The 21,929-nt window shown below is 38.0% G+C and carries 19 protein-coding genes; 5 read left to right on the top strand and 14 right to left on the bottom strand.

The genetic code is table 11. From position 1 onward, the window contains the following. Positions 1 to 11: 11 nt before the first annotated feature. Entirely contained in the window at positions 12 to 797 is a 786-nt protein-coding gene (locus tag AC4QJR_RS16355) for an adenylyltransferase/cytidyltransferase family protein (RefSeq protein WP_496523539.1), read from the bottom strand. Between the two features lie 146 nt (positions 798 to 943). Continuing rightward, a complete protein-coding gene (locus tag AC4QJR_RS16360; RefSeq protein WP_496523540.1) occupies positions 944 to 1,411 on the bottom strand; it encodes a flavin reductase family protein in 468 nt (155 codons plus the stop codon). Positions 1,412 to 1,899: 488 nt separating this feature from the next. Here AC4QJR_RS16360 and AC4QJR_RS16365 point away from each other — a divergent pair, with 488 nt between their 5' ends. Next, positions 1,900 to 3,168 carry an MFS transporter gene (locus AC4QJR_RS16365; RefSeq protein ID WP_496523541.1) on the top strand — a complete coding sequence of 423 codons (1,269 nt, stop codon included), beginning with the start codon at positions 1,900 to 1,902 and terminating at the stop codon, positions 3,166 to 3,168. Between the two features lie 151 nt (positions 3,169 to 3,319). Here the strand turns inward: AC4QJR_RS16365 and AC4QJR_RS16370 are convergent, their stop codons facing one another. Next, positions 3,320 to 5,116, bottom strand: coding sequence for a V4R domain-containing protein (locus AC4QJR_RS16370; RefSeq protein WP_496523542.1), 1,797 nt, complete (start codon positions 5,114 to 5,116; stop codon positions 3,320 to 3,322). A 177-nt stretch (positions 5,117 to 5,293) separates the two neighbouring features. On the opposite strand from AC4QJR_RS16370, the gene AC4QJR_RS16375 reads away from it, so the two are divergent. From AC4QJR_RS16375 to AC4QJR_RS16385, 3 genes are read left to right on the top strand one after another with little or no spacing between them, the layout of a single operon-like run. After that, entirely contained in the window at positions 5,294 to 6,190 is an 897-nt protein-coding gene (locus AC4QJR_RS16375; protein ID WP_496523543.1) for an alpha/beta fold hydrolase, read from the top strand. A gap of 33 nt (positions 6,191 to 6,223) precedes the next feature. Then, positions 6,224 to 7,393, top strand: a complete 1,170-nt coding sequence (locus AC4QJR_RS16380) for an acyl-CoA dehydrogenase family protein (protein WP_496523544.1) — start codon at positions 6,224 to 6,226, stop codon at positions 7,391 to 7,393. Positions 7,394 to 7,449: 56 nt separating this feature from the next. Then, the gene (locus AC4QJR_RS16385; RefSeq protein ID WP_375375571.1) at positions 7,450 to 8,418 is read left to right on the top strand and encodes a VOC family protein; all 969 of its coding nucleotides are present in this window, start codon (positions 7,450 to 7,452) and stop codon (positions 8,416 to 8,418) included. A 221-nt stretch (positions 8,419 to 8,639) separates the two neighbouring features. Here the strand turns inward: AC4QJR_RS16385 and AC4QJR_RS16390 are convergent, their stop codons facing one another. The 11 genes from AC4QJR_RS16390 to AC4QJR_RS16440 form a co-directional block, all read right to left on the bottom strand. Next, positions 8,640 to 9,860 (bottom strand): MFS transporter, encoded by a 1,221-nt coding sequence (locus AC4QJR_RS16390; protein WP_098571839.1) that lies wholly within the window; start codon positions 9,858 to 9,860, stop codon positions 8,640 to 8,642. Positions 9,861 to 9,943: 83 nt separating this feature from the next. Continuing rightward, entirely contained in the window at positions 9,944 to 11,170 is a 1,227-nt protein-coding gene (locus tag AC4QJR_RS16395; protein ID WP_375375569.1) for a Gfo/Idh/MocA family protein, read from the bottom strand. Positions 11,171 to 11,372: 202 nt separating this feature from the next. Continuing rightward, positions 11,373 to 12,167, bottom strand: a complete 795-nt coding sequence (locus AC4QJR_RS16400; protein WP_496523545.1) for an IclR family transcriptional regulator — start codon at positions 12,165 to 12,167, stop codon at positions 11,373 to 11,375. Between the two features lie 229 nt (positions 12,168 to 12,396). Continuing rightward, positions 12,397 to 13,074, bottom strand: a complete 678-nt coding sequence (locus AC4QJR_RS16405) for an isochorismatase family protein (protein ID WP_496523546.1) — start codon at positions 13,072 to 13,074, stop codon at positions 12,397 to 12,399. Between the two features lie 59 nt (positions 13,075 to 13,133). Further along, positions 13,134 to 15,101, bottom strand: a complete 1,968-nt coding sequence (locus AC4QJR_RS16410) for a TRAP transporter permease (protein ID WP_496523547.1) — start codon at positions 15,099 to 15,101, stop codon at positions 13,134 to 13,136. A 47-nt stretch (positions 15,102 to 15,148) separates the two neighbouring features. Then, positions 15,149 to 16,231: a TAXI family TRAP transporter solute-binding subunit gene (locus tag AC4QJR_RS16415; protein WP_180229979.1), complete on the bottom strand. Its 1,083-nt coding sequence runs from the start codon at positions 16,229 to 16,231 to the stop codon at positions 15,149 to 15,151. Positions 16,232 to 16,330: 99 nt separating this feature from the next. Further along, positions 16,331 to 16,594, bottom strand: coding sequence for a hypothetical protein (locus AC4QJR_RS16420; protein ID WP_098571833.1), 264 nt, complete (start codon positions 16,592 to 16,594; stop codon positions 16,331 to 16,333). A 2-nt stretch (positions 16,595 to 16,596) separates the two neighbouring features. Beyond that, on the bottom strand, positions 16,597 to 17,847 hold the full coding sequence (locus AC4QJR_RS16425) for a Rieske 2Fe-2S domain-containing protein (protein ID WP_098571832.1): 1,251 nt from the start codon (positions 17,845 to 17,847) through the stop codon (positions 16,597 to 16,599). A 45-nt stretch (positions 17,848 to 17,892) separates the two neighbouring features. Then, complete coding sequence (locus AC4QJR_RS16430; protein WP_496523548.1) at positions 17,893 to 18,636, bottom strand: class II aldolase/adducin family protein; 744 nt, start codon at positions 18,634 to 18,636, stop codon at positions 17,893 to 17,895. Between the two features lie 312 nt (positions 18,637 to 18,948). After that, positions 18,949 to 19,941, bottom strand: a complete 993-nt coding sequence (locus AC4QJR_RS16435; protein ID WP_285851033.1) for a PhnD/SsuA/transferrin family substrate-binding protein — start codon at positions 19,939 to 19,941, stop codon at positions 18,949 to 18,951. Positions 19,942 to 20,189: 248 nt separating this feature from the next. After that, positions 20,190 to 20,996 (bottom strand): RQC-minor-1 family DNA-binding protein, encoded by an 807-nt coding sequence (locus tag AC4QJR_RS16440; RefSeq protein ID WP_496523549.1) that lies wholly within the window; start codon positions 20,994 to 20,996, stop codon positions 20,190 to 20,192. Between the two features lie 170 nt (positions 20,997 to 21,166). Here AC4QJR_RS16440 and AC4QJR_RS16445 point away from each other — a divergent pair, with 170 nt between their 5' ends. Further along, a complete protein-coding gene (locus AC4QJR_RS16445; protein WP_496523550.1) occupies positions 21,167 to 21,796 on the top strand; it encodes a class I SAM-dependent methyltransferase in 630 nt (209 codons plus the stop codon). Positions 21,797 to 21,929 lie beyond the last annotated feature (133 nt).

Consider the following 21,929-nt stretch of genomic DNA (forward strand, 5'->3'; position numbering starts at 1 on the left):
TCTATTATGACTTAATATGGTTTGCTTTCTATTTTTTCTAACCATTTAATCGTCAGGACACTATTAAAACTAGGAGGTTCATATTGTAGAAGAATTTTCTTTTTCGACTTCACTTTCGCAATTGCCTCTGAGATCGTATCATCTTTTTCAATTAATATTTTATACTCCCCTATATTTGGAAGTGAATAATTTGGTAAAATGCCATTTTTACAGCAATACTTTGTTTTATAATAGTCTCCTAGTAAACTTGGAATTTCTTGCAATCGACATTCACTTAAATATTTTCGAATAAGTGTCGAACTAATTTTTTGCCCATGCCACTTTAGCTCATCAACAATGGTTACACCAATATGCGGTGGCACATGGTCTTGAATCGTTTCGGCATTCCCACTTGCTTTTGCACCGTATGTATAGTCAAAGCCGCAAATGATTTCCTTTGCGCCCAGCCCAATAACATAATTCTGCATAAATGCAGCCGCTTCAACTTTTGCTAATTTCATTGTAAATTCAACGACATAAAACACATCGACACCTAATTGTTCAAGCTTTTCAATTTTTTGCTCAATTGGCTCTAAATAATTCACCTCAAAGCCTGGATTTAGGACACTTTTCGGGTGCGGAAAAAAGGAAAGGACCGCCAATGAAAGCTGATATTCCATTGCTTTCCGCTTTGCAGTCTCCACAACTTTTTGATGTCCAAGATGTACTCCATCAAAGTACCCTAAAGCCATCGAAACATCTCTCGCTTCTACCTGTAAATCGCGTAAATTAACTTCATTCACATAAATCACTTCCATTTGCGATTCCTCCCTTCTTTATCCTCTTACTTTAATCAAGAATGTTTTTCTTTATCGATGTGAATGGTACAATTGTTTGTTTTGAGCGTTCTGCTTCAAGCAACTGCTCACCTGCTAACTGAATATCCATGGGTTTTCTCCTTTGATTAAACGATGGCTATTTCTGCTAATTGTCGATATTTCCCACCAAAAAATAGGAGTGGGTTTTTATCTTCTAAGTGTAAATCTATTACTTTTCCAATAAATAATGTGTGATCACCTTCTACATGTTCTGATACAACTTCACATGCTATTTGTGCAATCGTATCTTTTAATACAGGCAGGCCGCTTAATTGATCAAATTGTACATCCTCACCCAGTTGGCCCGCGAAATGACGCGAATAATGTTCTTGATCTTCACTTAAAATATTGACCGAGAATTTTTTCGATTGTTTTACTTTTTCTAAAAATTTCGCTTTATGACCAATGGAAATGACGACTAATTTTGGGTCAAGTGATACAGACATGAAGCCATTTGCCGTCATACCATGTGGTACTCCATTATTTTCTGTTAATAACACCGTTATACCTGTAGCAAATTTCCCCATTGCATCTCGAAATAAACGATCATCCATTCTAATTCCTCCTTATCGTTAGTGGATGTTACCATCATAAAATAATCAAAAAAACATTATAATTGCTACTTTTATTAAAAATCCGGAGAAAAACAATAAAAATCAATGACAAGTTTGGCTTTATGTTAACTTGTGTTCAAAGGAATTGAATTGTTATTTATCAATATTATCAGGCAATTTTTGTCTTCTTTTCTACCATTTTGAATATGTATATTTTCTAACTATAATGTATCCGGGAAATGATCAATTAGAAAATTTAGAGTTGTAAAAATATATACAATCTTATAGAATGTTTCTTATCGCAATATTCCGAAAAATCATTTGATATTTTTTATTTTTCCTTACAACTAACAAAATGTCTAAAAACTTAATTCAACCACAGGTCACATAAGTTGGGAGCGATTCGATTTGAATTAAATGTAAGCGCTAACAAGCATTTCTTCGGTATAGGTATAGAAAAACTATTTAAAACTTAGGGGGAAATTATAATGCGTTGGACAGTATTAGCCATGCTTTTCTTATTGTCTATTATGAATTACACGGATAAATCAGTGCTTGGCTTTGCTGCAGAACCGATTATGGATGAGCTGAATTTGAATTATGAGCAATTTGGTTTAGTCGGTAGTAGTTTCTTTGCGGCTTATGCGATTGGTAGTATTCTCCTTGGTACTTTAACTTATCGCTTCAATACAAAGTATTTACTGATACTGATTGCTTTAGGTTGGACGGTTTCTTTATCTAGTGCCTATTTTATTGATAGCTTAGCTGGATTAATCATCATTCGTGTTACTCTAGGTTTCTTCGAAGGTGGTACATATGGATTATGCGTGGCCCATGTAGCAAAATGGTTTACTAGTGAAACGCGTGGATCTGCTTATGCGATTATGACGTCTGGGACAACCGTTGGGACGTATTTAGCTGCACCGGTTATTGTATTTTTAATTGGCTCAGCTGGGTGGCAACATACATTTGCAACATTGGGTATAGTCAGTCTAATTTGGGCAGTTGTCTTCCTCTTCATGAAAAGTCAACCGAAAGAACCGATTCAAGAATCGATTGCGTCGCTGCCCTCTACACAAGAAGCTCTATTCAAAGATATTATTAAAGTTATGTTGAATCCTTACGTCCTTTCAGTAATGGTCGTAGGTTTTGTATCAATGTGGGCCAATACGTGGGTTATTACGTGGGCACCAACATATTTAGCAAAAATTGTTGGACTTGACGCACAAGTAATGAGTATCGTGTTTGCAAGCATGGGGATTGCAGGGACAATTTTTGCCATCTTCGTTGGAAAATTTACGGACATTTTATTCCGCAAAAACAAGAGCCTTATTAACTCATACGATAAAGTGTTAACAACAGTATTGATTATAGGTGCTATTGCTTTTGGACTGACAACAATAGTTGAATCGCCAATTTTAGCGGTTATTTTCCTTGCGATTGGCTTAATTATGAATACATGTCTACTTCCACTTGGTACGACGATAAAAACGTTGATCGTTCCAAAAAATTTAATTGGCAGTGTTTCAGGAATTTCACTATCCATTTCGAGTATGGCAGGAATTATCGGACCATTTATCACAGGTTATTTAATTATGTTAGCAGGAGACGATATTCGCTCTGGCTTCAACTCAGGCGTATTAATCGTTGTAGCGTTATATATCATCAGTGCAGTTTTCTTACTAATGACACACAAACGCAAATCTGCTATCACGAAAAAAGAGGAAGCTATTACAGCACCTGTGGTTATTGAATAAATATAAATAAAAACTCATCGAAGATGGCCATATCCATTTCCGATGAGTTTTTTATTGTATATGACAACGTTTACAAAAGTATGTAATTACTCAGCTGTTTATTGATCAGACATTAAAGTTGATTAAATCAAATTTTCAGCTACTAATTGTCTTAATCAAATTGTAATTCCCCTGATAAAATAAGTGCCTGTATAACTAATAATATATAGGCGGTCGTTGAAGCGTTTTTAACTGTGACCTGCAACAGCTCTTCAATTTGTTTAATCCGATATTGTATTCCACCAATTGATAATGATAGCTCTTCCATTGTTTCTTTTAGCCGCTGTCCATTTAATAAATACACATAAAGTGTATGCAGCAACTCTCTTTTTCGTGGGTCATGGAAATGATACAAGTCTTTTAATGTTTTTTTCGCCATTTCATGCAATTGCTCTAAACTCATATTCGTGACGATATCCCCTAACATACCCAAATCTTCATAGTCTGTCATAAGCTTTTTATTTGGGAATCGTTGAGCAACCCGTGCCTCTTTTATGGATTTTTCGAAATCCTTTAATTCTGTAAAGGCCCCGCTCATACCTAAAACATAATTATAGTTGACATTTTGCTTTTCTATCTCCTGAAAAATCTTATTGAATTTTTTCATGAAAGCTTGTTTATCGTTAAATTGTGCGTTTAATAAGACAATTTCTTCCCCAACGACAGCAAAAATACTAGGCAACTCCCATTTTTTAAATAATCGAGACATTTGAATAAGTTGATCATGTAAATCAATAATTTCATTATTCGACTTTAGTTTTTGAATATGGATAACAGCTGTAGAAAAGGGAGGCTCAAATTTAAAAGGCAAAAACTTGAAATATGATTCAATGTCTTTGATGTTTTGATTATGAATTAACCGGTCTAAAATGGAACTTCTCATTCGTTGCTGTTCCTCAAATTGCGCCTCCTCGTATAAAATGCACAACGCCATCACATTCGATATTCTTTCTAAAAATAAAAAATCATTATTCTCTATTTTCTGAGGTGAAAAGTAGAAAAATGAGCAAGTTGCATAATGTTTTTTATTAATTAATACAGGTGTTACTAATTTAAAATGGGAACGACCTGCATAGTACGATACAGCATGCTTCTTTTCGAGATAGTTTAAATTCTTTTGTTCTTTTTTTATGCTTACTAATTGTTGCTCAGTTAGTCCGATTTGACTTAACTGATGACCATGTATATCTTCTATCAGCATCGGAATATAGAGTAGTTCGTAAGCAGTTTGAAGTATTTCATCCATCGAATGTTTTTCGGTCACGTTTTGTGTGAGTTGACTATGGAAGGTCGATATTTTTTCAAGCATATGCTTATGGTGCAGCAAGGCATCATACGTCATTTCTAATTCCGACAAAATATTATCACTTTGATATAAATTAATTAACTCCTGTTTCGCTGGTAACCAATCTTTTTCAAGACGAATTTCAAATTCGCAGCAAGGATCCCCCTTCGCAACACATTTCGTTTCTATAGCAATAATCGATTCCCCAAATTCATAGGATAATGCGCCACTGGCAAATCCACATAATGTGTGACAAACACATTCTGTGGCAAGACCATAATTTTGATCATGTAGCTCCGCTTCGAACGACTCAACCCATTTCCCCCATGTGTCGATACATTCGATAGAACCATCGGGATGTTTCACAATTTCCCCCATGAATATCACATCTTTTACGTGCCCCAGTCTGGCATGCCCTTCACCAAATGTTTTATTTTTCCTAGTTTTATTTTGTAAATAGTTTTTCGCTGCTTCCATCCCAAATTCTTTTCCGAATCGAAACAGGAACCCTTTTGTTTTATACGACCCGATATTATTAACCAAATTATTTTTTAGTGTCAGAAAGGCGTTCGCCGACATTAAAATATTTTTGGCCTCTCCTGTGTCAAACGAAATATTACTCATGAACAATCCCCCTGTTCCCATTTCTGATACTAATATTAATCAATATAATTCTAATTTTCAATAAATTTTATAGATTCATAATATTTATTCAATAAAAACTACTATGATATTTAAAAATTCAAACAGTTATACTGAACTCAGAAAAGCCAATACAAACAAACTAAGGAGGTAATACATATGACAATTTTTGAAGGTTCTCATAATAGCTGGGTCTTAGCAAATGGAGTTCGTACCCATTATTCATGGGCAGGCACAGAAGGACCGGCAGTTATCTTATTACATGGTGCAGGTCCAGGTGCTGGTGGAGCAGCAGGTTGGCGCTTTATGTTACCCGCTTTAGCAGAAGCCGGATATCGTGCATATGCACCTGACCAATTATCAATGGGCTTAACTGATACACGCCCTCATGCATGGCCAGTTAATGGGCATCAAAGTTTAGTGAATCATGTACATGATTTTATAGAAGCATTATGTCTAGACCAAGTGTACTTAGTTGGTAATTCACAAGGTGCTTATGTAGCAGCAAAATATGCTATTGACCATCCAGAAAAAGTGAACAAAGTTGTATATATCGGTAGTAACACGATTTATCAGGCAATGCAGGAAATACCAGAAAGAAAATTAAGATCATTTTTAGAAGTAATCGGCTATGATTATACAGAAAATTCACTTCGTAAATTCATGAATCGCAATTCAGGTGGAGATACGGTAGTGCCAGAAGAATTAATTCAATTACGTCATCATGCTGCAAATCGGCCAGGTGTAAAAGAAGCAAACAAAGCATTCGATGATTATTTAGCAAAAATGAATACGACCACAAAATTATGGGATCGATTCTGTATTAAAGATTCCCTGCCAAAACTAAAAGTTCCTGGTAAATTTATTTGGGGTAAACAAGATGCTGTTGCGTCAATAGAAACCGCTTACAAACTGGAAAAATTACTACCAAATATCAAGTTTGAGTACATTGACAATTGCGGACATCAATGTCAAACAGATCAGCCTGAACTGGTTAATCAGCTTGTCATAGACTTCTTAGCACTTAAAAATGAAGATGCTGTAACCGTTAAATAATTATTTAAATCCATGTTGAAAGGAACTGATTGTATGGCAGTACTTGTTGAAAATAAATTGCTTTTTAATGAAATAATCGAAAAAGCAAAAAGAATTGGTCAAGCCGCAGAGCTTGAAGCGTTACAAGCCGATCAAAATGCCACAATATCTGAAAATATTGCAAATATTATTCGGAACGAAAATATTCATCGTTTAATTCTTCCGAAAGAATATGGTTACCCACAACTTGATTGGCGTACATTTGTCGATATGGTCAGCACAGTTGGCTATTACAATTTATCGGCAGCTTGGCTCACATACTTTTTTTCAGTGCACAATGCATGGGTGTCATATTTACCAAAGCCGTTACGTGACGAAATCGTTAACCAAGGCGGCTTTGTAGCTGATGTTTTTGCACCTATAGGGCAAGTAGAAAAGTGTGAAGACGGTTACTATGTTTCTGGTAAATACAACTTTGTAAGCGGTATCAATTATTGTGATTGGGTTGGCGTTGGAGCGATGATGAAATTTGACGATTCTGAGAAGCCTGAACGAGTGGGTATTTGCTTAAAAGTGTCTGATTTAGAAGTTGTGAAAAACTGGGATTCTCTTGGATTACGCGGCTCAGGTAGTAATACACTGATTGTTGACAAAGTTTTTGTAAAACCTGAATCGATTCTTCGTTTTAGTAAAATTATTGAGTGCAGTCAACCGCCAGAAAAGGATTTCGATCAAGATTATTTATATTACAACACCCCCTTTTACCCTGGCTTCTATGTTGGATTTGCTGCAATGGCGGTAGGCGGCGCTGAACGTGTATTACAAGAGTTTGAAAAACATACAGCAGGTCGAATTCGCTTCTCAGGTGTCGTTGAAAAAGAATCTCCTACAAGTCAGCGCGTACTTGCAGAATTAAGTATAGAAATGGAATCAGCTAAAGCTTTATTAAACCAATACATTGTCATGATGGAACAAGATAAAGGTGGTCCTTATGAAGGGGCTAGATATAAAGCAATACGAGCTACGATTATCGATAAGTGCGTCAATATTGGTGTTAAAAGTTTATTAACACTTGGCGGACATGCCTTATTGAAAGGTCATCCTGTTGAATTGTTTGCACGTGACTTAATTGCGATAGCTACTCATATTACATCTTTATACGAAGATGGTATTTACGGTTATGGCAGACATTTATTTGGTATCAAAACAGGTATCCAAGGATAATAGGCTGCCAGTTTTACAACCTACTGGTTCACATTCTTTAAATTGAGGTGAAAATTATGGAAAAATTCATTTATGCTCCAGAAATTGCAAAATTAGGTCACGTTGCATTAGTAACAGAGGACTTAGAATCATCACTATGGTTCTTTAAAGAAGTAATCGGTTTAGAGGAAACACGTGCAGTTAATGGTACACACTATTTACGTGCCTGGGGTGACTTTGAGCACCATTCCCTTTCAATCAAAGCTGGAGAAAAGTCTTACATCGACCACATCGGATGGAAAGCAAAACGGCGTGAGGATGTTGGAACCTTTGCACTTCTTTTAGAAGATGCTGGCACAGATGTACGCTGGATTAAAGATGGTGAAGAAGTAGGTCAAGGAGAAGCGATTCGTTTTGAATTACCAAGTGGGCACCGCTTTGAAATTTATTACGATATGGAAAAACCAGCAGCTGAGGAAGGTCGTAAATCAGTGCTGAAAAATCAAGTATATAAATCTTGGGCAAAAGGTGTTTCACCACGACGCATCGACCATGTCAATTTGCAAACTTCAATGGATAATAAACGAATAGTAAACTACTTAACAGAAACATTAGGCTTTAAGCTTCGCGAATACTTCGTTAATCCAGATGATGAACAAGTAGCTAGCTGGATGAGTGTTACAAACTTAGTACACGATGTTGCGATGATGACGACGAAAAATTCAATTGGACCCAATGAAATGCACCATATCGCCTACTGGCTAGATAACTCTCAAGACCTTTTACGTGCAGCTGACATTTTATGTGAAAATGAAGTTGGCTTTGTTGGACCTGGTAAACATGGTATTTCACAAGCGATGTACATTTATGTAAAAGATCCAGGCAGCGGCCTTCGTGTTGAAATCTTTACAAATAGTTACTTAATCTTCGAGCCTGATTGGGAGCCTATTAAATGGAGCTACGATGAATACCTTAAACATGGCTCTACCTATTGGGGCGATCGTCGCCGCGATGATGTAAATCGGGAACAACCAGTAAAAGCATAACTTAGTTTCCTGCCACCACCCCACATATCATTCACTCATAGAAGAACGACAAATCCCAAATTCTCAATTTTTAATTGTGATAATTTGGGATTTTTTATATGACGCTACTCCTTGCTGGTACATCTATTAGTGCATTTTTATTAACAATTTTTCCATTTAAAGAATTTCACATCAGTTCAAACATTAGAAGAATTTTGCCCCTATTTATTTTGAGATATGTTTTAATTTGTTTTTTTCGCTAGTCTTTCTTTTTCATCTCTAGATGAAAAAGATAAATCACTCATACTATCATGTGCATTTCCATTTTCCACCTTCTGCAATCGAGTAAAAAAAGCTCCTAAAAGGAGGACAATCCCGGATACCATAAAAATAGCTGAAACCCCGGCTATTCTTCCCACTGCCCCAAAGAAAAAGGGCGAGACGAACTGGGAAGATCGGTTAAAGGTCAACCGTAAGCCCAATACTTCTCCCTGCTTATCTAGCGGACTTACCTTCATTGCATAAGCCAGACTAAGGGGCTGCCCTAATCCTAACCCAATCCCTAGAAAGACAGCGATGAGTCCGTAGAGAACTGGAAAATCACTTACATTCAATAACATAAAAGAAAGCCCGCTGATTATCAATGTGGAGGTTAAAATTTTACCCCGCCCAAAGATTTGCAATAGGCGAAATTGTATGAGACGAACTCCAATAGATGATGCGGCCACAAGGGATAAAACGATCCCGATGCTGCTAGCGTTCATTCCGACTCCAGTACCCAAAACAGGAAAATAAGCCACAAAAAGATCTTTTGAATACAATACTAACCCGCTGATAATAAGTGCTTTCCGTAAATTAACATGTTTTAGCATTTTCCATGAGGATGTTTTATTACCCGCTTTTTCTATTCTAGAGGCAAGTGCACTTTTCCAGAATTTAATTGGTACAAGCAAGCAGCTGATTAAGACGATACCGACAATTACAGCAGCCATAGCGAACGTAAAGCGAAAACCAACGTATTCATACCCAAACCCGCTTGCGAGGGGCCCGATTAGCTCGCCTAGCGAACCTGTTAGGCTAAACATAGCAATAAGATTATCCTGGTTCCCTGGAAGGTTTCCAACCGTTTTTTGCAATGAAATGAGACAGCAAATTTGCGAAAACCCCATTAGTAATTGCGAAAAAAAAAGTGTTGGAACAATCGGGATGATGATCGGAATCAATACAGACACTAACAAACCAATACTTCCTAACAAACACATATGCCGAGCGCCGTATGCATCCAGCCACTTCCCAGCTTTAACGGCAAAAAGCATTGGAAAAAATGCATAAGCCGAAACCAAAATTCCAATGACACTCACGGATATACCTTGTGAATCGGCAAATAAAGAAACAATTGGTCGTGTTCCCTGCACTGCAATAGAAATTAACGTTTGAATGATTAAAAAGTAAGAAAGAACCACCCTTCCCTCACCTCAAATAAAGGATAACAAGCTTCAACACCTGGTGTGTTGAAGCTCGTCTTGCACCCTTTTCCAAATTTTTATCAATATTTATTTCTCGCTATTTGCTTAGATGAGTTAATAGCTACTTGATGCTTCAGGTAAATTTCCTTGCGTTCCCTGGCAGATTTCAGGACTGCTTGACAAACTTCTAAATTTGCTTTGCCCCATTTACCATCATGAATAGGAGGCTTATCAAAGGCAACCGCATCATATAGCTCGGCAATCATTACATCCCGACCGGTTTCATTCCCAAGCTGAATCTCCACTTTATCGCTTTCTCCGTAAACGTACAACCCATTCGGTGATTGACGGATGTCGCCCCGCTCACAACTAACAACCGTTAATCCAAAAAACGGCTGATGAGCTTTTTCTTGATCATAGTTTTTTGCATGTTTTCCACCGTATCCTTTTAGACTTTTTAACCTCCTTTCCTCCTCACTGCTGCTCAATTGCTGAATAGCTTTACGAGAAGACCCGTAGCCTTGATTCCTTTGTGATGGACCACCTTCACCAATTCCAAACGTAAGTTCCGTAGTTAAAAAATGATCATATCCATTATAAACAGCAGTTGCTGCAGTCCCATCTTCAAATTCTAAAAAGGCTGCATGGGCCCCTTCTGTCGGACGAGATTCATCCCACCGACCAGCCATTGCACGGACACTTCTAAGCATACCTCCGCCAATATATCGAATAACATCAAACTGGTGAGAACCCTGTCGATAGGTTACACCACCACCGAGCTCTGTATCTAGCTCTTCAGGTGTACGCGGACGGTACATCCAGTCATTATAATACCAATTGTTAATCATCCGCACCTTCCCAAGCGTACCTTTTTCAATAATTTCTCTTATCTTTCGTATAGGCGGTTCAAAACTAAACGAATGTCCGACGATCATATGAATACCCGCCTGTTCAGCAGCCTGAATAAGCAAATCAGCCTCTTCAACTGATACTGCTAAAGGCTTTTCAACAATAATATGTTTTTTATATTGCGTTGCAATTCTCACATGTTCTACATGAAATTCCGTCGGACTTGCTATGTAAACAGCATCAACCTGCTCACTTTGACATAAGTCCTCTACACTCAAGTAATACTCAGCCTGATAATCCCCAGCAAACTTCTTCAACCGTTCTTCATTTCTACCGCTTGCTGCTGTAACCTTTACATTTGGGTGTTTTGCAATACTTGGAAGCAGGGCACTACCCGCATTTCCCAATCCGACAATCCCTATGCGGAGCAAATACGGATGATCTTGAAAATTCATCATTATATCATTCCTTTCATTTGTGATTAGTTGAAAACTTTTTCATCGTTTTCACAATACGGAACGCATTCCATTTTATAAGCTTAAGAAAATTATAGCATTTTTTTGAATTTGTTTTCAATGATTGTTATAAATATTCTGAAAATAAAATAAAACTGCACGAATACCAATCTAACTTTGTATCCGTACAGTTTTTTATCGTTAATTACTGTGTTATTTGCATGTTGAAGCGATTTTGCGCACCACTGTCTCCCATGGATTCTGAAATCTTGTAAGCAGTATACATAACTTGCTTAATAATAAATGGCTTTCGATCTTCTGATAATCGATGGATTGGCCCAGCTGCTGTTAATCCACCAATAAGTCTTCTAGTATGATCGAAAACGGGTGAAGCAATCGCAAATGAACCTTTAAGTCGATCATCAATAGAGAGAACGTATCCTTGTTTACGAATAATCTCAAGCTCTTTTTCTAATACGATTTCCTCTATAGGTAATTGATTAAGCTTTTTCGCATCGTCAATAATTCTCTTACGTTCGGTTTCCTCCAGGTTTGCTAGCAGGATTTTACCGGAAGCCCCTGTCCATAAAACATTACGCTGGCCAACTTTGACAATATTACGAATTTCCTCTGAACTTTCCACCATTTCAATGCACACTCGTTGATCTGCTTCAATAATATTTAGATCAATTGTTTCTGACAATTCTTCAGATAGCTTTTTCATAAACGGTAATGCTGTGTCCCTTAAAGACATATTTCCTCTCACCACAGCACCTAAATTAAATAGCTTAAAGCCTAAACTGTATTTTTGGGTTTGTTTATCCTGTTTTATGTAGCCGCATATCGCCAGTGTAGCAAGCAAGCGATAAATGGTGCTTTTTGACAAATTCGTTTCGGCGGCCAGTTCACCTAATGATTTTTGCGGATTTTCAAGTGTAAAACATTCCATAATTCTCAAAGCTCTTTCCACAGATTGTACTGTTTGAATTGATTCTTTCATCAAAACTCCTCCGTCTCTAAAACCAATATGTACCAACACTTACCTCCTACGCAAGAAAATACCTAAATTAAACTATATATACATAATAGTTTATCATGTTTTTATGGGTAAGAGTTACTACTGCTTTTGGAAATGGACGGGATAATCAATCAAAAACCCTTTTGAGACCAGAGCTGTGGATTATCATTACCACAGTAGTTTAATATAGTGAACTAGGTTCGACTGAATTTTAGAACGCACCCAATCTTAAATCAAGATGCCCTTTCACCTCACCAAGGCTCATAACATCTGCATATTTATGGTGAAGGTCAAACAAGCTTACTTTATGAGAAATAATACTTCGGTCAAATGTACATTCTTCTACTATAACCGGATGAAATCCGTAAGAATAAGCATCTACAGCCGTAGCTCGAACACATCCACTTGTGCTTTCACCGCAAATAATTAAAGAATCAATGTCCATCCTAGTTAGGTAAGCGATCAATGGAGTTCCAAAAAAACAACTGGCGCGTTCCTTTTGAATGATAATATCGGTTGGTGCTGGTTGGAAAGCTTCATGTATTTCATAAGAGTTATCATGCACAACATTTCGCTGCCTATTTGTTGCTTGAATGCGATTTGTACCTTGTGTGGAGTAAATCAATGGTATTTGATGACTTCTAGCTAATGAGATCAATTGTTTTGTTGGCTCAATGGCATTCCAAGCATGAATCCCGCACGAACTTGGATACTTTTTCACCACATCTTTTACAGGCAAAGAACCACCTTCGTAGACCAGATTATAAAGATCGATCAGAAGCACAGCAGGCTTCATTCCAATGAACGTTACCCGTTCATATGATTGATAAATATCCCTCGTGTCAGAATCTATCACATCATGCCAACAATATTGTTTCACTTCACTCATTTCAAGCCTCCTTATCATAAAAAGTCTCCAGGTTTTAATCTGGAGACACATATTACCGCTTATGCTTCAAGAATATTAACATCCTCTGTATTCTTATCTGGGTTTAGGCTCTTCTTAGCTTTTATTCGATTCAGACTTATAATCGTTACAGTAATAATGAGTCCTATTACGTCACTAATCAACCCCGGTGCAATTAGTAAGATGCCGCCCACTAATAAGATCACTTGTTCCAACTTGTTCATTCTTGCTTTATACCAGCCTTCCACAGCAGCAGCAATCGCAATAACGCCAATCACTGACAGTACGATACTGGAAGCGATATCCCACCATGTACCTTTTAAAAGGATTCCTGGATCATAGACAAAAATAAACGGTAAAATAAAAGCGACAATCGCTAGTTTACAAGCATTCAGACCAATTTTTACCGGGTCCGCCTGTGCGATACTTGAAGCTGCAAATGCCGCAACTGCCACAGGAGGAGTGATAGCCGATAAGCAGGAGTAGTACACGATAAATAGATGGGCGTTCAACGCAGGTATATCCATATTGATCAATAATGGTGCCGCTAACACTGCCGTCAAGATATAAGCAGAAGAAACAGGCATCCCCATTCCAAAAATTACACATAAAACTGCCGTGGCTACTAATGTTAAGAATAGACTTCCAGCTGTTAGCGAGAAAATTAATGTTCCAAACTTGGAGGCAAGACCTGTCAGCATAATTCCATCAATCAGTATTCCAGCTGCTGCACAGGCCATGGTCACAGGGACCATTCGTTCAATCACTTCTTCAAAAATTAGGATCAATTTTTTATACCCGATCCGATATTCTGGTTTTACCCAGCTGCACACAATGACAATTGCCGTTGCCAATACAGCAGCCAGGGAAGCGGTCATTCCGTTCATAATGCCAATTACCAGGAATACGAGAGGAACTAGGTAGATCCAGCCTTCTTTAAACACATCGCTTAATTTTGGGATCTCTTCCTCTTTTAACGTAGGCATATTTTGTTTGATGGAACGGAAATGCACCTGTAAAAAGATTCCTAAATAGTAGAGTAAAGCAGGAACTGTCGCCGCTATCACGATTGCACCATAGCTGATTCCTGCATATTCAGACATCAAAAAGGCAGCGGAACCCATGATCGGCGGCAAAATGCTGCCACCTGTGGAGGCGGCTGATTCCACTCCTCCAGCAAATACGGGTGAATAACCCATCTTTTTCATCGTAGGAATATTAATCGATCCTGTGGTTAACACATCTGCAGTCGGACTGCCAGATATCATCCCAAACATTCCGGATGTGATAACCGTAATTTTGGCAGGTCCGCCAACACTCCTGCCTGAAATGGTTGCCGCTAAACGGAAGAAAAACTCTCCCCCTCCAGCTGCAGTAAAAAAAGCGCCAAACAAAACAAATAGAAAAACATAGGTTGCTGCCACGCCAAGCGGCGTACCAAAAACTCCATTCGTTGTGTAGACCATATCATCTAAAAAGTGATTATAGTCTATTACGCGATGAGAATACGCGCCAGGAATATACTGCCCCCAAAAAACGTAGGCTAAAATAACGAGGACTACAGAAGTAAGTGTAAAACCCAATGTCCGTCTTGTTGCTTCGAGTGTTAATAGTACCGTCGCAATTCCTATTGCCATTTCTAACGGGGTTAACGGATTAAATAATGGGATACGCTTCAAATAAAGTTCAATATTCATTAAGAAGTAAACACCAATACCAAGTGACATTGCAGCCATAAAAATATCCAGCCATGTTGGCTTCTGCCCTTTCACTCTCTTCGTCGAACTAAATTGCAGGAAGGCAGCGGTTAAAACTAAAGGATAAAATACAGTGGTATATTGATATAGATCCATTGTTCCAATTGCTCCAAGCCATACTTCAAAGATAGTCAAAATAATAGCCATCGTTAAAATCATTTTACGAAAGAAACCGGTTAGGACTCTTCGGTTGCCTTCCTTAAAAAATGCCCGGAATAGTCCCATTTCTTTTTCAACTTTTTGAGAACCCAATTAACTCCCACCTTCCTCGGTTCATGCAAATGGTCAGATATTAGAAATTACTTAATAGCCCCAATTTCTTTATAGAATGCTTCTGCTCCTGGAGCTAATGGAATCGCTCCAGTATCTGCCAGATTTTCTGCTGTCATGTTTTTCACAGCCGGGTGTAGAGCTTGAATGTTCTTTAGGTTGTCAACTAATGACTTGGCCATCTTGTATTGATCGGTAGCACTGACTTTGTCGCTGACTAAAATAATCCCGTTGATTCCCACTGTCTGTACATCTTCCTTCTGAAATTGATAGGTTCCTTTTGGAATGGTGTATGCATTTAACCTCCACTCTTTGCCTAGAGTATCGATGGTATCCTGATTAACAGACCAAAGCTGAAGGTCAGTCTGAACTGCATTTTCTTGCACTTTCGCGTCTGGAGCAAAAACAAAGTCAATGGTAATATCCATTCGGTTACTTCCCATTGCTTCCCAACGCTGTGAACTGCCTTCCCATGTGAGGGATCCTCCCCAATCTTTCAATTTTTCATCTGTAATTCCGTTTGCTTCAAGTGCTGTATTGGCTGCCAAGGAGTTCAGGTTTCCTTGTTGATTAATCGCAATCCTTGCAGGGACTTTTTTCTCAGCTATATCCTTCAAACTTTTAACTTTGTACTTTTTCGCAAAGGCATCACGGACGGATATCTGCATGGATGCATTTTGGTAGATACTTCCAATCGCGTGCATATTTTCATATTTCTGGGCAAACGGCGGTAACCCTTTGATTGCTGCAATCCCTTCCACATCTTGAATAAGCCCAAGCTCAACTTGTCCTTCATCGACTAACTTAATATTTCCAGCACCGCTCCCTGGTTCATAGGTTGCCGCTGATCCCGGATAACTGTCAGCGAATGATTTGGAAACGACTTGACCAAGACCGGACCAAAAACCGCCTACTGAACCGCCAGCCAATGTCACTTTTATGGCATTGGTGTCTGTTTTATCAACTGGCTGGCTTTTCACAGTTCCAGTATTTGCAGCTGGTGAAGAGTTTGATTTTTGAGTCGACTCACCGTTGGAACATGCCACCATTCCAGTTAACAACGTACAGCCAATGATTGTAAGACCCCATTTAGAAAATTTAGTATTTTTCACGATTTCGCCCCCTGTTTTTTGGTTCTCAGTCCTTATTACTGGAATCGCTTTCAAAAACATATAGAGGATTACACCTTCCAAGGCGTATCCAAAAAAACCTTAATCTTCTTCTTCCAGCTCCATTGTTGTCAGTTGCTTTACCTCTGCTGACTCCCAAAGGTACCCGCAAGAATGGCACCAGCAAAAATATACATTTTGCTCTGATCTCCAATATTCCGTAATGAAACTGCGCGAGTCGCTCATCGACTGACCGCAATGGCTGCAGTAATTGACTGTTGGGGCAAATGTAGTGTCTCTCTCACCCTTTTGGATTAGGGAGGAATCGACAAATGGTTTGTCTTTCCCCCTCAGCATAAATGTCATTATTACTTAACCCCCACTTTGTCAAATAAAGCGACTACATCGTCAATAATTGGTGAGAAACGCGTCTGGAATCTCTTAAATACACTTTCAAAGCCGTCACTGAAATGATGCTTTTTTCTCTCCAACGGCAGGACGATGATATGGTTATCCGCCTCATTCCGAATCGTTCCAATCGGGTCTTCACCCTGTGCCACTTTTTCAATTTCCTTTTTAAGCATTTGCCGATAGAAAATGATCCCCTTATCCGTAGTCCCCAAACGTTCTTCCGTTCGGTCTGCGATTGTCCCCTGCGTAATCCAGCACATAATATCCTGTCCATCAATGTAATCGGTAATAAATTCGCCGTTTTCATCTCTGTAAGGAACATCATATAATGGAATTTCTTTTAAATGATCAGGAATTTCTACATCAAGTCCTGGTGCATACGCCATATACCAGATATGCCATGTTGTTTCATCATCAATCGGAACTCGGATCTGGAATTGATAAGACCCAAGACCGCCACTGCCAACCGCCAGCATAAAAGGAAATACGACTGGATGTCCGATGCGCCAATCATCACTGTCTTCTGACTGTCCTTCTAGCAATCTCCTTTTAACAACGCCATATTCAAATGCATCAAAAGCAATTTTGTTATGCTTGCGTTGGAAGGCCACTTCCTGTGTTTCTCCTTTTAAACCTGTTACATAAGCATGGTAATGACCATGGAGCCACTCAGTATGGACGGGGTCAAGTGAATTTTCCATAATTTGCAGCCAGTTACAAGGGATAACCGCGCTGCCAATCATACGCACAGCATGCTCGACGACAAAGCCGTCAAAACGTGGAAGCAATGGTGCCGGTGCTGGACCGAGATAAGCAAAAATGAGTCCACCCATTTCCTCTACCGGATATGATTTTGTTTTAATCCGGTCTTTAAAGGTACTGGTATCCGGTTCATTTGGCTGCTCCGTACATTGCCCTTTTTGATTAAAGCACCATCCATGATACTGGCAGCGCAATCCCTCTTTTTGAGGCATTCCATATACTAAAGATACTTTTCTATGAGGACATCTCTCGTCAATTAAACCTAGATTGCCAGACAGGTCACGGTAGAGAACCAAATCTTCACATAAAACTCTGACTTTTTTTGTTGGCTTGTTTTCTAGTTCACTCACTGCAGCGACTGGAATCCAATAGCGGCGCATTAAATTTCCCATTGGTGTATCGGGTCCAACACTAGTTAACAACTCGTTTTGTTCTTGACTTAACATCTAAATGCCCTCCTATTATTCATAATTATAAGATTTAACCCTTACCTATTTAGACATCATTGCTTGTGGTGATTGTTCATCAATACCTTCTAAGATGTCTTGTTTTAATGCCCTTTGTTCATGGTAGGTCCATACTTTCTCAATAATACTTGGCTGCCAGGCTGTCTCTCTTGTTCGGACTAGATTATCTCCGGTTAGCACCCTAATCTCTCGTCCCAAGAGCAAAGCATCATATTGTTTTTTTGCATTTTCTTCAATAAATACTGATCGAGCGAAAGCCGCCTTTACACTTTCAGCGGCAACAACCGTTCCGTGATTACGCAGCTGAACAGAAATTTCCTTACCGATTGTTTCGGCTAATTCTGCTCCCAATTCCGCGGTGTTAATTAAACTTGATTTCTCATAAACAGGTACGTTGTCCACAAAGGATCCGATTCCGAAAACTGGCTTCATTACCACATCTGCTATTCCAAGCACGGTTTGATAATGCGGATGGTTGTGAATTACACTTAATACGTCACTGCGTCTTTTATAGATTTCTGTGTGAATATGGTATTCGCTTGGCGGTTCTGAATCTCCCTCTAACAATTTTCCATTTAAATCACACATTACGATATCACCCACTGTAACAGATGCTCTGCTTGCCTTTCGGGAATTAATGAAAAATCGGTCAGTACCTGGAATCCTACAACTGACATGCCCATTCATATCCAGCAGTTCAACCGCTTCTAACAAGCGTATTGCTTTTGCTACTTGAAGCTTTAACTCTTTTTCATCTACTTGCCCCATGATCTTTCCCCTTTTTTAAATTTTTTTTGTCAAAAGGATTAAAATTATTTCATTAAACCGCTTTCATTGAGGTCTATAAAAACCACCAAGTTAACTTTTTGAGTAAAAATTTCGAAAGTTCATAGTTTGTTATAATTCCATATAGCGGAACGCGTTCCATAATGTGGTTATTATGTTTTTCATTATACTGACAGTGAAAACCTTAGTCAATACTGAATATTATTTATTTTCTGAATTCATTTTTTCAAAAAAAGGCAGCAGCAGCTCTAATTGAACATAAAGACTAGCTTTATGGCCAAATAAGCTTTAAGTTTATAGTGTGTATGCTTCTAGAGTCGATTGTGCAAACAAATCCTCCGCACTTAATCGATTATTAATCATTCCTTGCTCATACGAATACGTAACAGCTGCTTCTAAAGTTTTTCGATTTTTCTCCAACCCATATGGCCAGAAATCTTCTCCCATTAATTGACGGGTATTTTCCCATTCAGAAACAAACCAAGGCAAAGTTACTTTTAAAGCTGCTGTTTGGTTAAATCCGTCATAAACTTTCTGCTTTGCTTCCACAAAAGCCGAATAAAGATTGGCAGCAACCCATGGATGCTCTTTCAGAATTTCATCCTTAATAGCAACAACATGCATAATTGGGAAGATGCCTGTTCGTTTATAGTAATCTTTTTCGATAGATACATTGTCTGGAAACAGCCGTTGCACTTTCGGCGACCCCTTTAAAAAACAGGATGGAGCTCGTGGAGCAATAAAAGCATCTATTTCTCCATCTTCAAGCATTTGATTTAAGGTTTGTTCTTCATTTATTGGCTGGATATTAATATTGTCTGGTAACGAGAGTTTTATTTTTTCAACTCGGCCCGGGGTCTCCTGTCCACCTGTAAACCAGTTCATTTCGGACGGATGAACACCATACTCATGTTGTAATATTCCACGAATCCAAAGGCAGGCCGTCAACTGGTACTCTGGAATTCCAACCCGTTTTCCTCTTAAGTCCTCCGCTTTTTCAATTCCAGAATATTTATTAATATAAATGCCTGAATGACGGAAACTTCGAGACATAAAAACAGGTATTGCCGTGAAGTTTGGAAAACCGCGGTCTTTAGCAATTAAATAAGAGGATAGCGATAATTCGGATACATCAAATTCCTGATGGCGCATCATTCTCCAAAAAGTTTCTTCAACCGGCATGTTCAGCCAGTTTAAATCAATTCCTTTTGCTTGAACAGTGCCATTGGTTAAGGCTTGAATTCGGTCATAATCCCAACACGCAAAATTTAAATGCAGCTTTGACAATTTGATCACCCTTTCCGTTTCACAATGCGAAATACATTCCACATCATGATTTGATTATACTGCTGATGTAGTGTTTAATCAATACTGAATATTAATTATTTTCAGAATTTATAGTTTAGAAAGAAAAACATCTTTAGTAAAAAACAAGCAAAAAAATCCCCAATCCTTAATTGGATTGGGGGGGATTCCATATAGTTCAAAAAAACCAATCTCATAGAATGATTCAGGTAATTTATCCGATCCGCTGCTTAGTCAATAACTCTTGCCACATCATTACCACACTTTTGACATTTCCCTTCCAACACAATTCCACCAGAAAATTCTTTAACAGTATATTTCTCAATTTTAACAACATCACAACAATAACTACACCAAACATTTCGTTCTAATTGTCTCCGGAATTCTACAGGAATCGAAAGCCATTTTTTATTGGCAGAAAAAGAGACCAATTCTTGGTTTTCTTCTCTCTTCGGTTTTTCTTCTACTTTCTCCAATAAATCGATCACTTCTTGAATTTTTGTCCTAAGTTTTTTAAATTCTATAGTTTGCCATGCATTCAAGATTGTGATTAAATCTTTATTGCCTGAATTTGCGATTTTCTCTAATAATAGTAGAATTAAGCTTCGGTTCCGGTCTTTTAAGGTTTCAACAAATTCATATCTTCTATTTTCAGCAGCATCAATAAGCTTTTCCAATAATTCATCCGCATAGGTCTCGCGTTCAATGTTCCAGCCTTTATCCGTATAGACTAGCATTGGCAGTCTGCCGTCATACTCTATAGCTAAATAATGATGAAGAATTAGCCAGTCTATTTTTGTGAGAATCTCTTTTTGAGAATTACCTTTCAACGCCCCGTATACAGGGCTGTAGTCCAATTCTAGTTCTAATAACTTTTTATCTTTTGACCCTGCTAGAATTTTGGCAAGCATAGCCCGGCCGCCACTCATGATTAAATCATCTGCCCCACGCAAAATGGTTTTAATTTCATTGTCCGGCACAGACTTAATTCCTGTTGGATTAAGCTCATACCTCACCTTATTTCCTTTTTTCACCATAATTATCCCTCATTTTAAAAAAACTCTATTAATTTCTAGTATAGTACTTTCTTGATATTTTATCGAAAATTTAATAAAAAATATGATCAGAATTGCTTTGTGTATCCATGGATATTATAATCTTTCAACAGGAACGATTATTTAAGCAATTTTGTAAAGGAGATTAAGGTATGACGGAATTTTGGGAATCAAGTTTTATCCAAAATCAAATGATGTGGGGATTCGAACCCTCAGACTCCGCAATTTTAACAAATGACTTTTTCCTTGAAAAGAATGTAAAGGATATATTGATTCCTGGTATTGGGTATGGAAGAAATGCAAAGGTTTTTTTGGACAACGATATAAATGTAACAGGTATTGAGATTTCAAAAACAGCGATTGAATTGGCATGGCAAAATGGGCTTACTATTCCTATATTTCATGGTTCAGTAACCGATATGCCCTTTGATAATAAGCTTTATGATGGTATATTTTGTTATGCACTTATTCACTTATTAAATGATCGTGAGAGAGAGAAGTTAATTAAAGATTGCTATAGTCAGTTAAAGCCCAACGGTTATATGATTTTTACTACTATTTCAAAAGAAGCCCCAATGTTTGGAAAGGGTAAACAACTAGGGAAAGACTATTTCGAGATCATGGAAGGGGTAAAAATGTATTTTTATGATGATGACTCCATTAAACAAGATTTCGGGAAATATGGACTGATAGAATTTTCGGAAATTGTTGAACCACATAAGAATGCGGAAAATAAACCTCCATTTAAGTTTTTAATGGTAAAATGCCAAAAGGCACTATAAATTAGGATTTGTCTGCATACAAAAAGCACTTACTTTGTAATGTAATTTATATTTTTAAATGTAAAAAATGATAGGAGCCATTATGGCCCCTATCATTCTTTTAATTGTATATCTATTCTCTTAAATATGGATA

It is taken from the genome of Neobacillus sp. BP17 (genome assembly GCF_059579525.1).

Coding starts and splice junctions, on each gene's coding strand:
- AC4QJR_RS16380 (WP_496523544.1), top strand. CDS start 6,224: ATGGCAGTACTTGTTGAAAATAAATTGCTTTTTAATGAAATAATCGAA.
- AC4QJR_RS16360 (WP_496523540.1), bottom strand. CDS start 1,411: ATGGATGATCGTTTATTTCGAGATGCAATGGGGAAATTTGCTACAGGT.
- AC4QJR_RS16445 (WP_496523550.1), top strand. CDS start 21,167: ATGACGGAATTTTGGGAATCAAGTTTTATCCAAAATCAAATGATGTGG.
- AC4QJR_RS16430 (WP_496523548.1), bottom strand. CDS start 18,636: ATGGGGCAAGTAGATGAAAAAGAGTTAAAGCTTCAAGTAGCAAAAGCA.
- AC4QJR_RS16375 (WP_496523543.1), top strand. CDS start 5,294: ATGACAATTTTTGAAGGTTCTCATAATAGCTGGGTCTTAGCAAATGGA.
- AC4QJR_RS16385 (WP_375375571.1), top strand. CDS start 7,450: ATGGAAAAATTCATTTATGCTCCAGAAATTGCAAAATTAGGTCACGTT.
- AC4QJR_RS16440 (WP_496523549.1), bottom strand. CDS start 20,996: ATGGTGAAAAAAGGAAATAAGGTGAGGTATGAGCTTAATCCAACAGGA.
- AC4QJR_RS16420 (WP_098571833.1), bottom strand. CDS start 16,594: ATGACATTTATGCTGAGGGGGAAAGACAAACCATTTGTCGATTCCTCC.
- AC4QJR_RS16405 (WP_496523546.1), bottom strand. CDS start 13,074: ATGAGTGAAGTGAAACAATATTGTTGGCATGATGTGATAGATTCTGAC.
- AC4QJR_RS16395 (WP_375375569.1), bottom strand. CDS start 11,170: ATGATGAATTTTCAAGATCATCCGTATTTGCTCCGCATAGGGATTGTC.
- AC4QJR_RS16425 (WP_098571832.1), bottom strand. CDS start 17,847: ATGTTAAGTCAAGAACAAAACGAGTTGTTAACTAGTGTTGGACCCGAT.
- AC4QJR_RS16370 (WP_496523542.1), bottom strand. CDS start 5,116: ATGAGTAATATTTCGTTTGACACAGGAGAGGCCAAAAATATTTTAATG.
- AC4QJR_RS16365 (WP_496523541.1), top strand. CDS start 1,900: ATGCGTTGGACAGTATTAGCCATGCTTTTCTTATTGTCTATTATGAAT.
- AC4QJR_RS16355 (WP_496523539.1), bottom strand. CDS start 797: ATGGAAGTGATTTATGTGAATGAAGTTAATTTACGCGATTTACAGGTA.
- AC4QJR_RS16400 (WP_496523545.1), bottom strand. CDS start 12,167: ATGAAAGAATCAATTCAAACAGTACAATCTGTGGAAAGAGCTTTGAGA.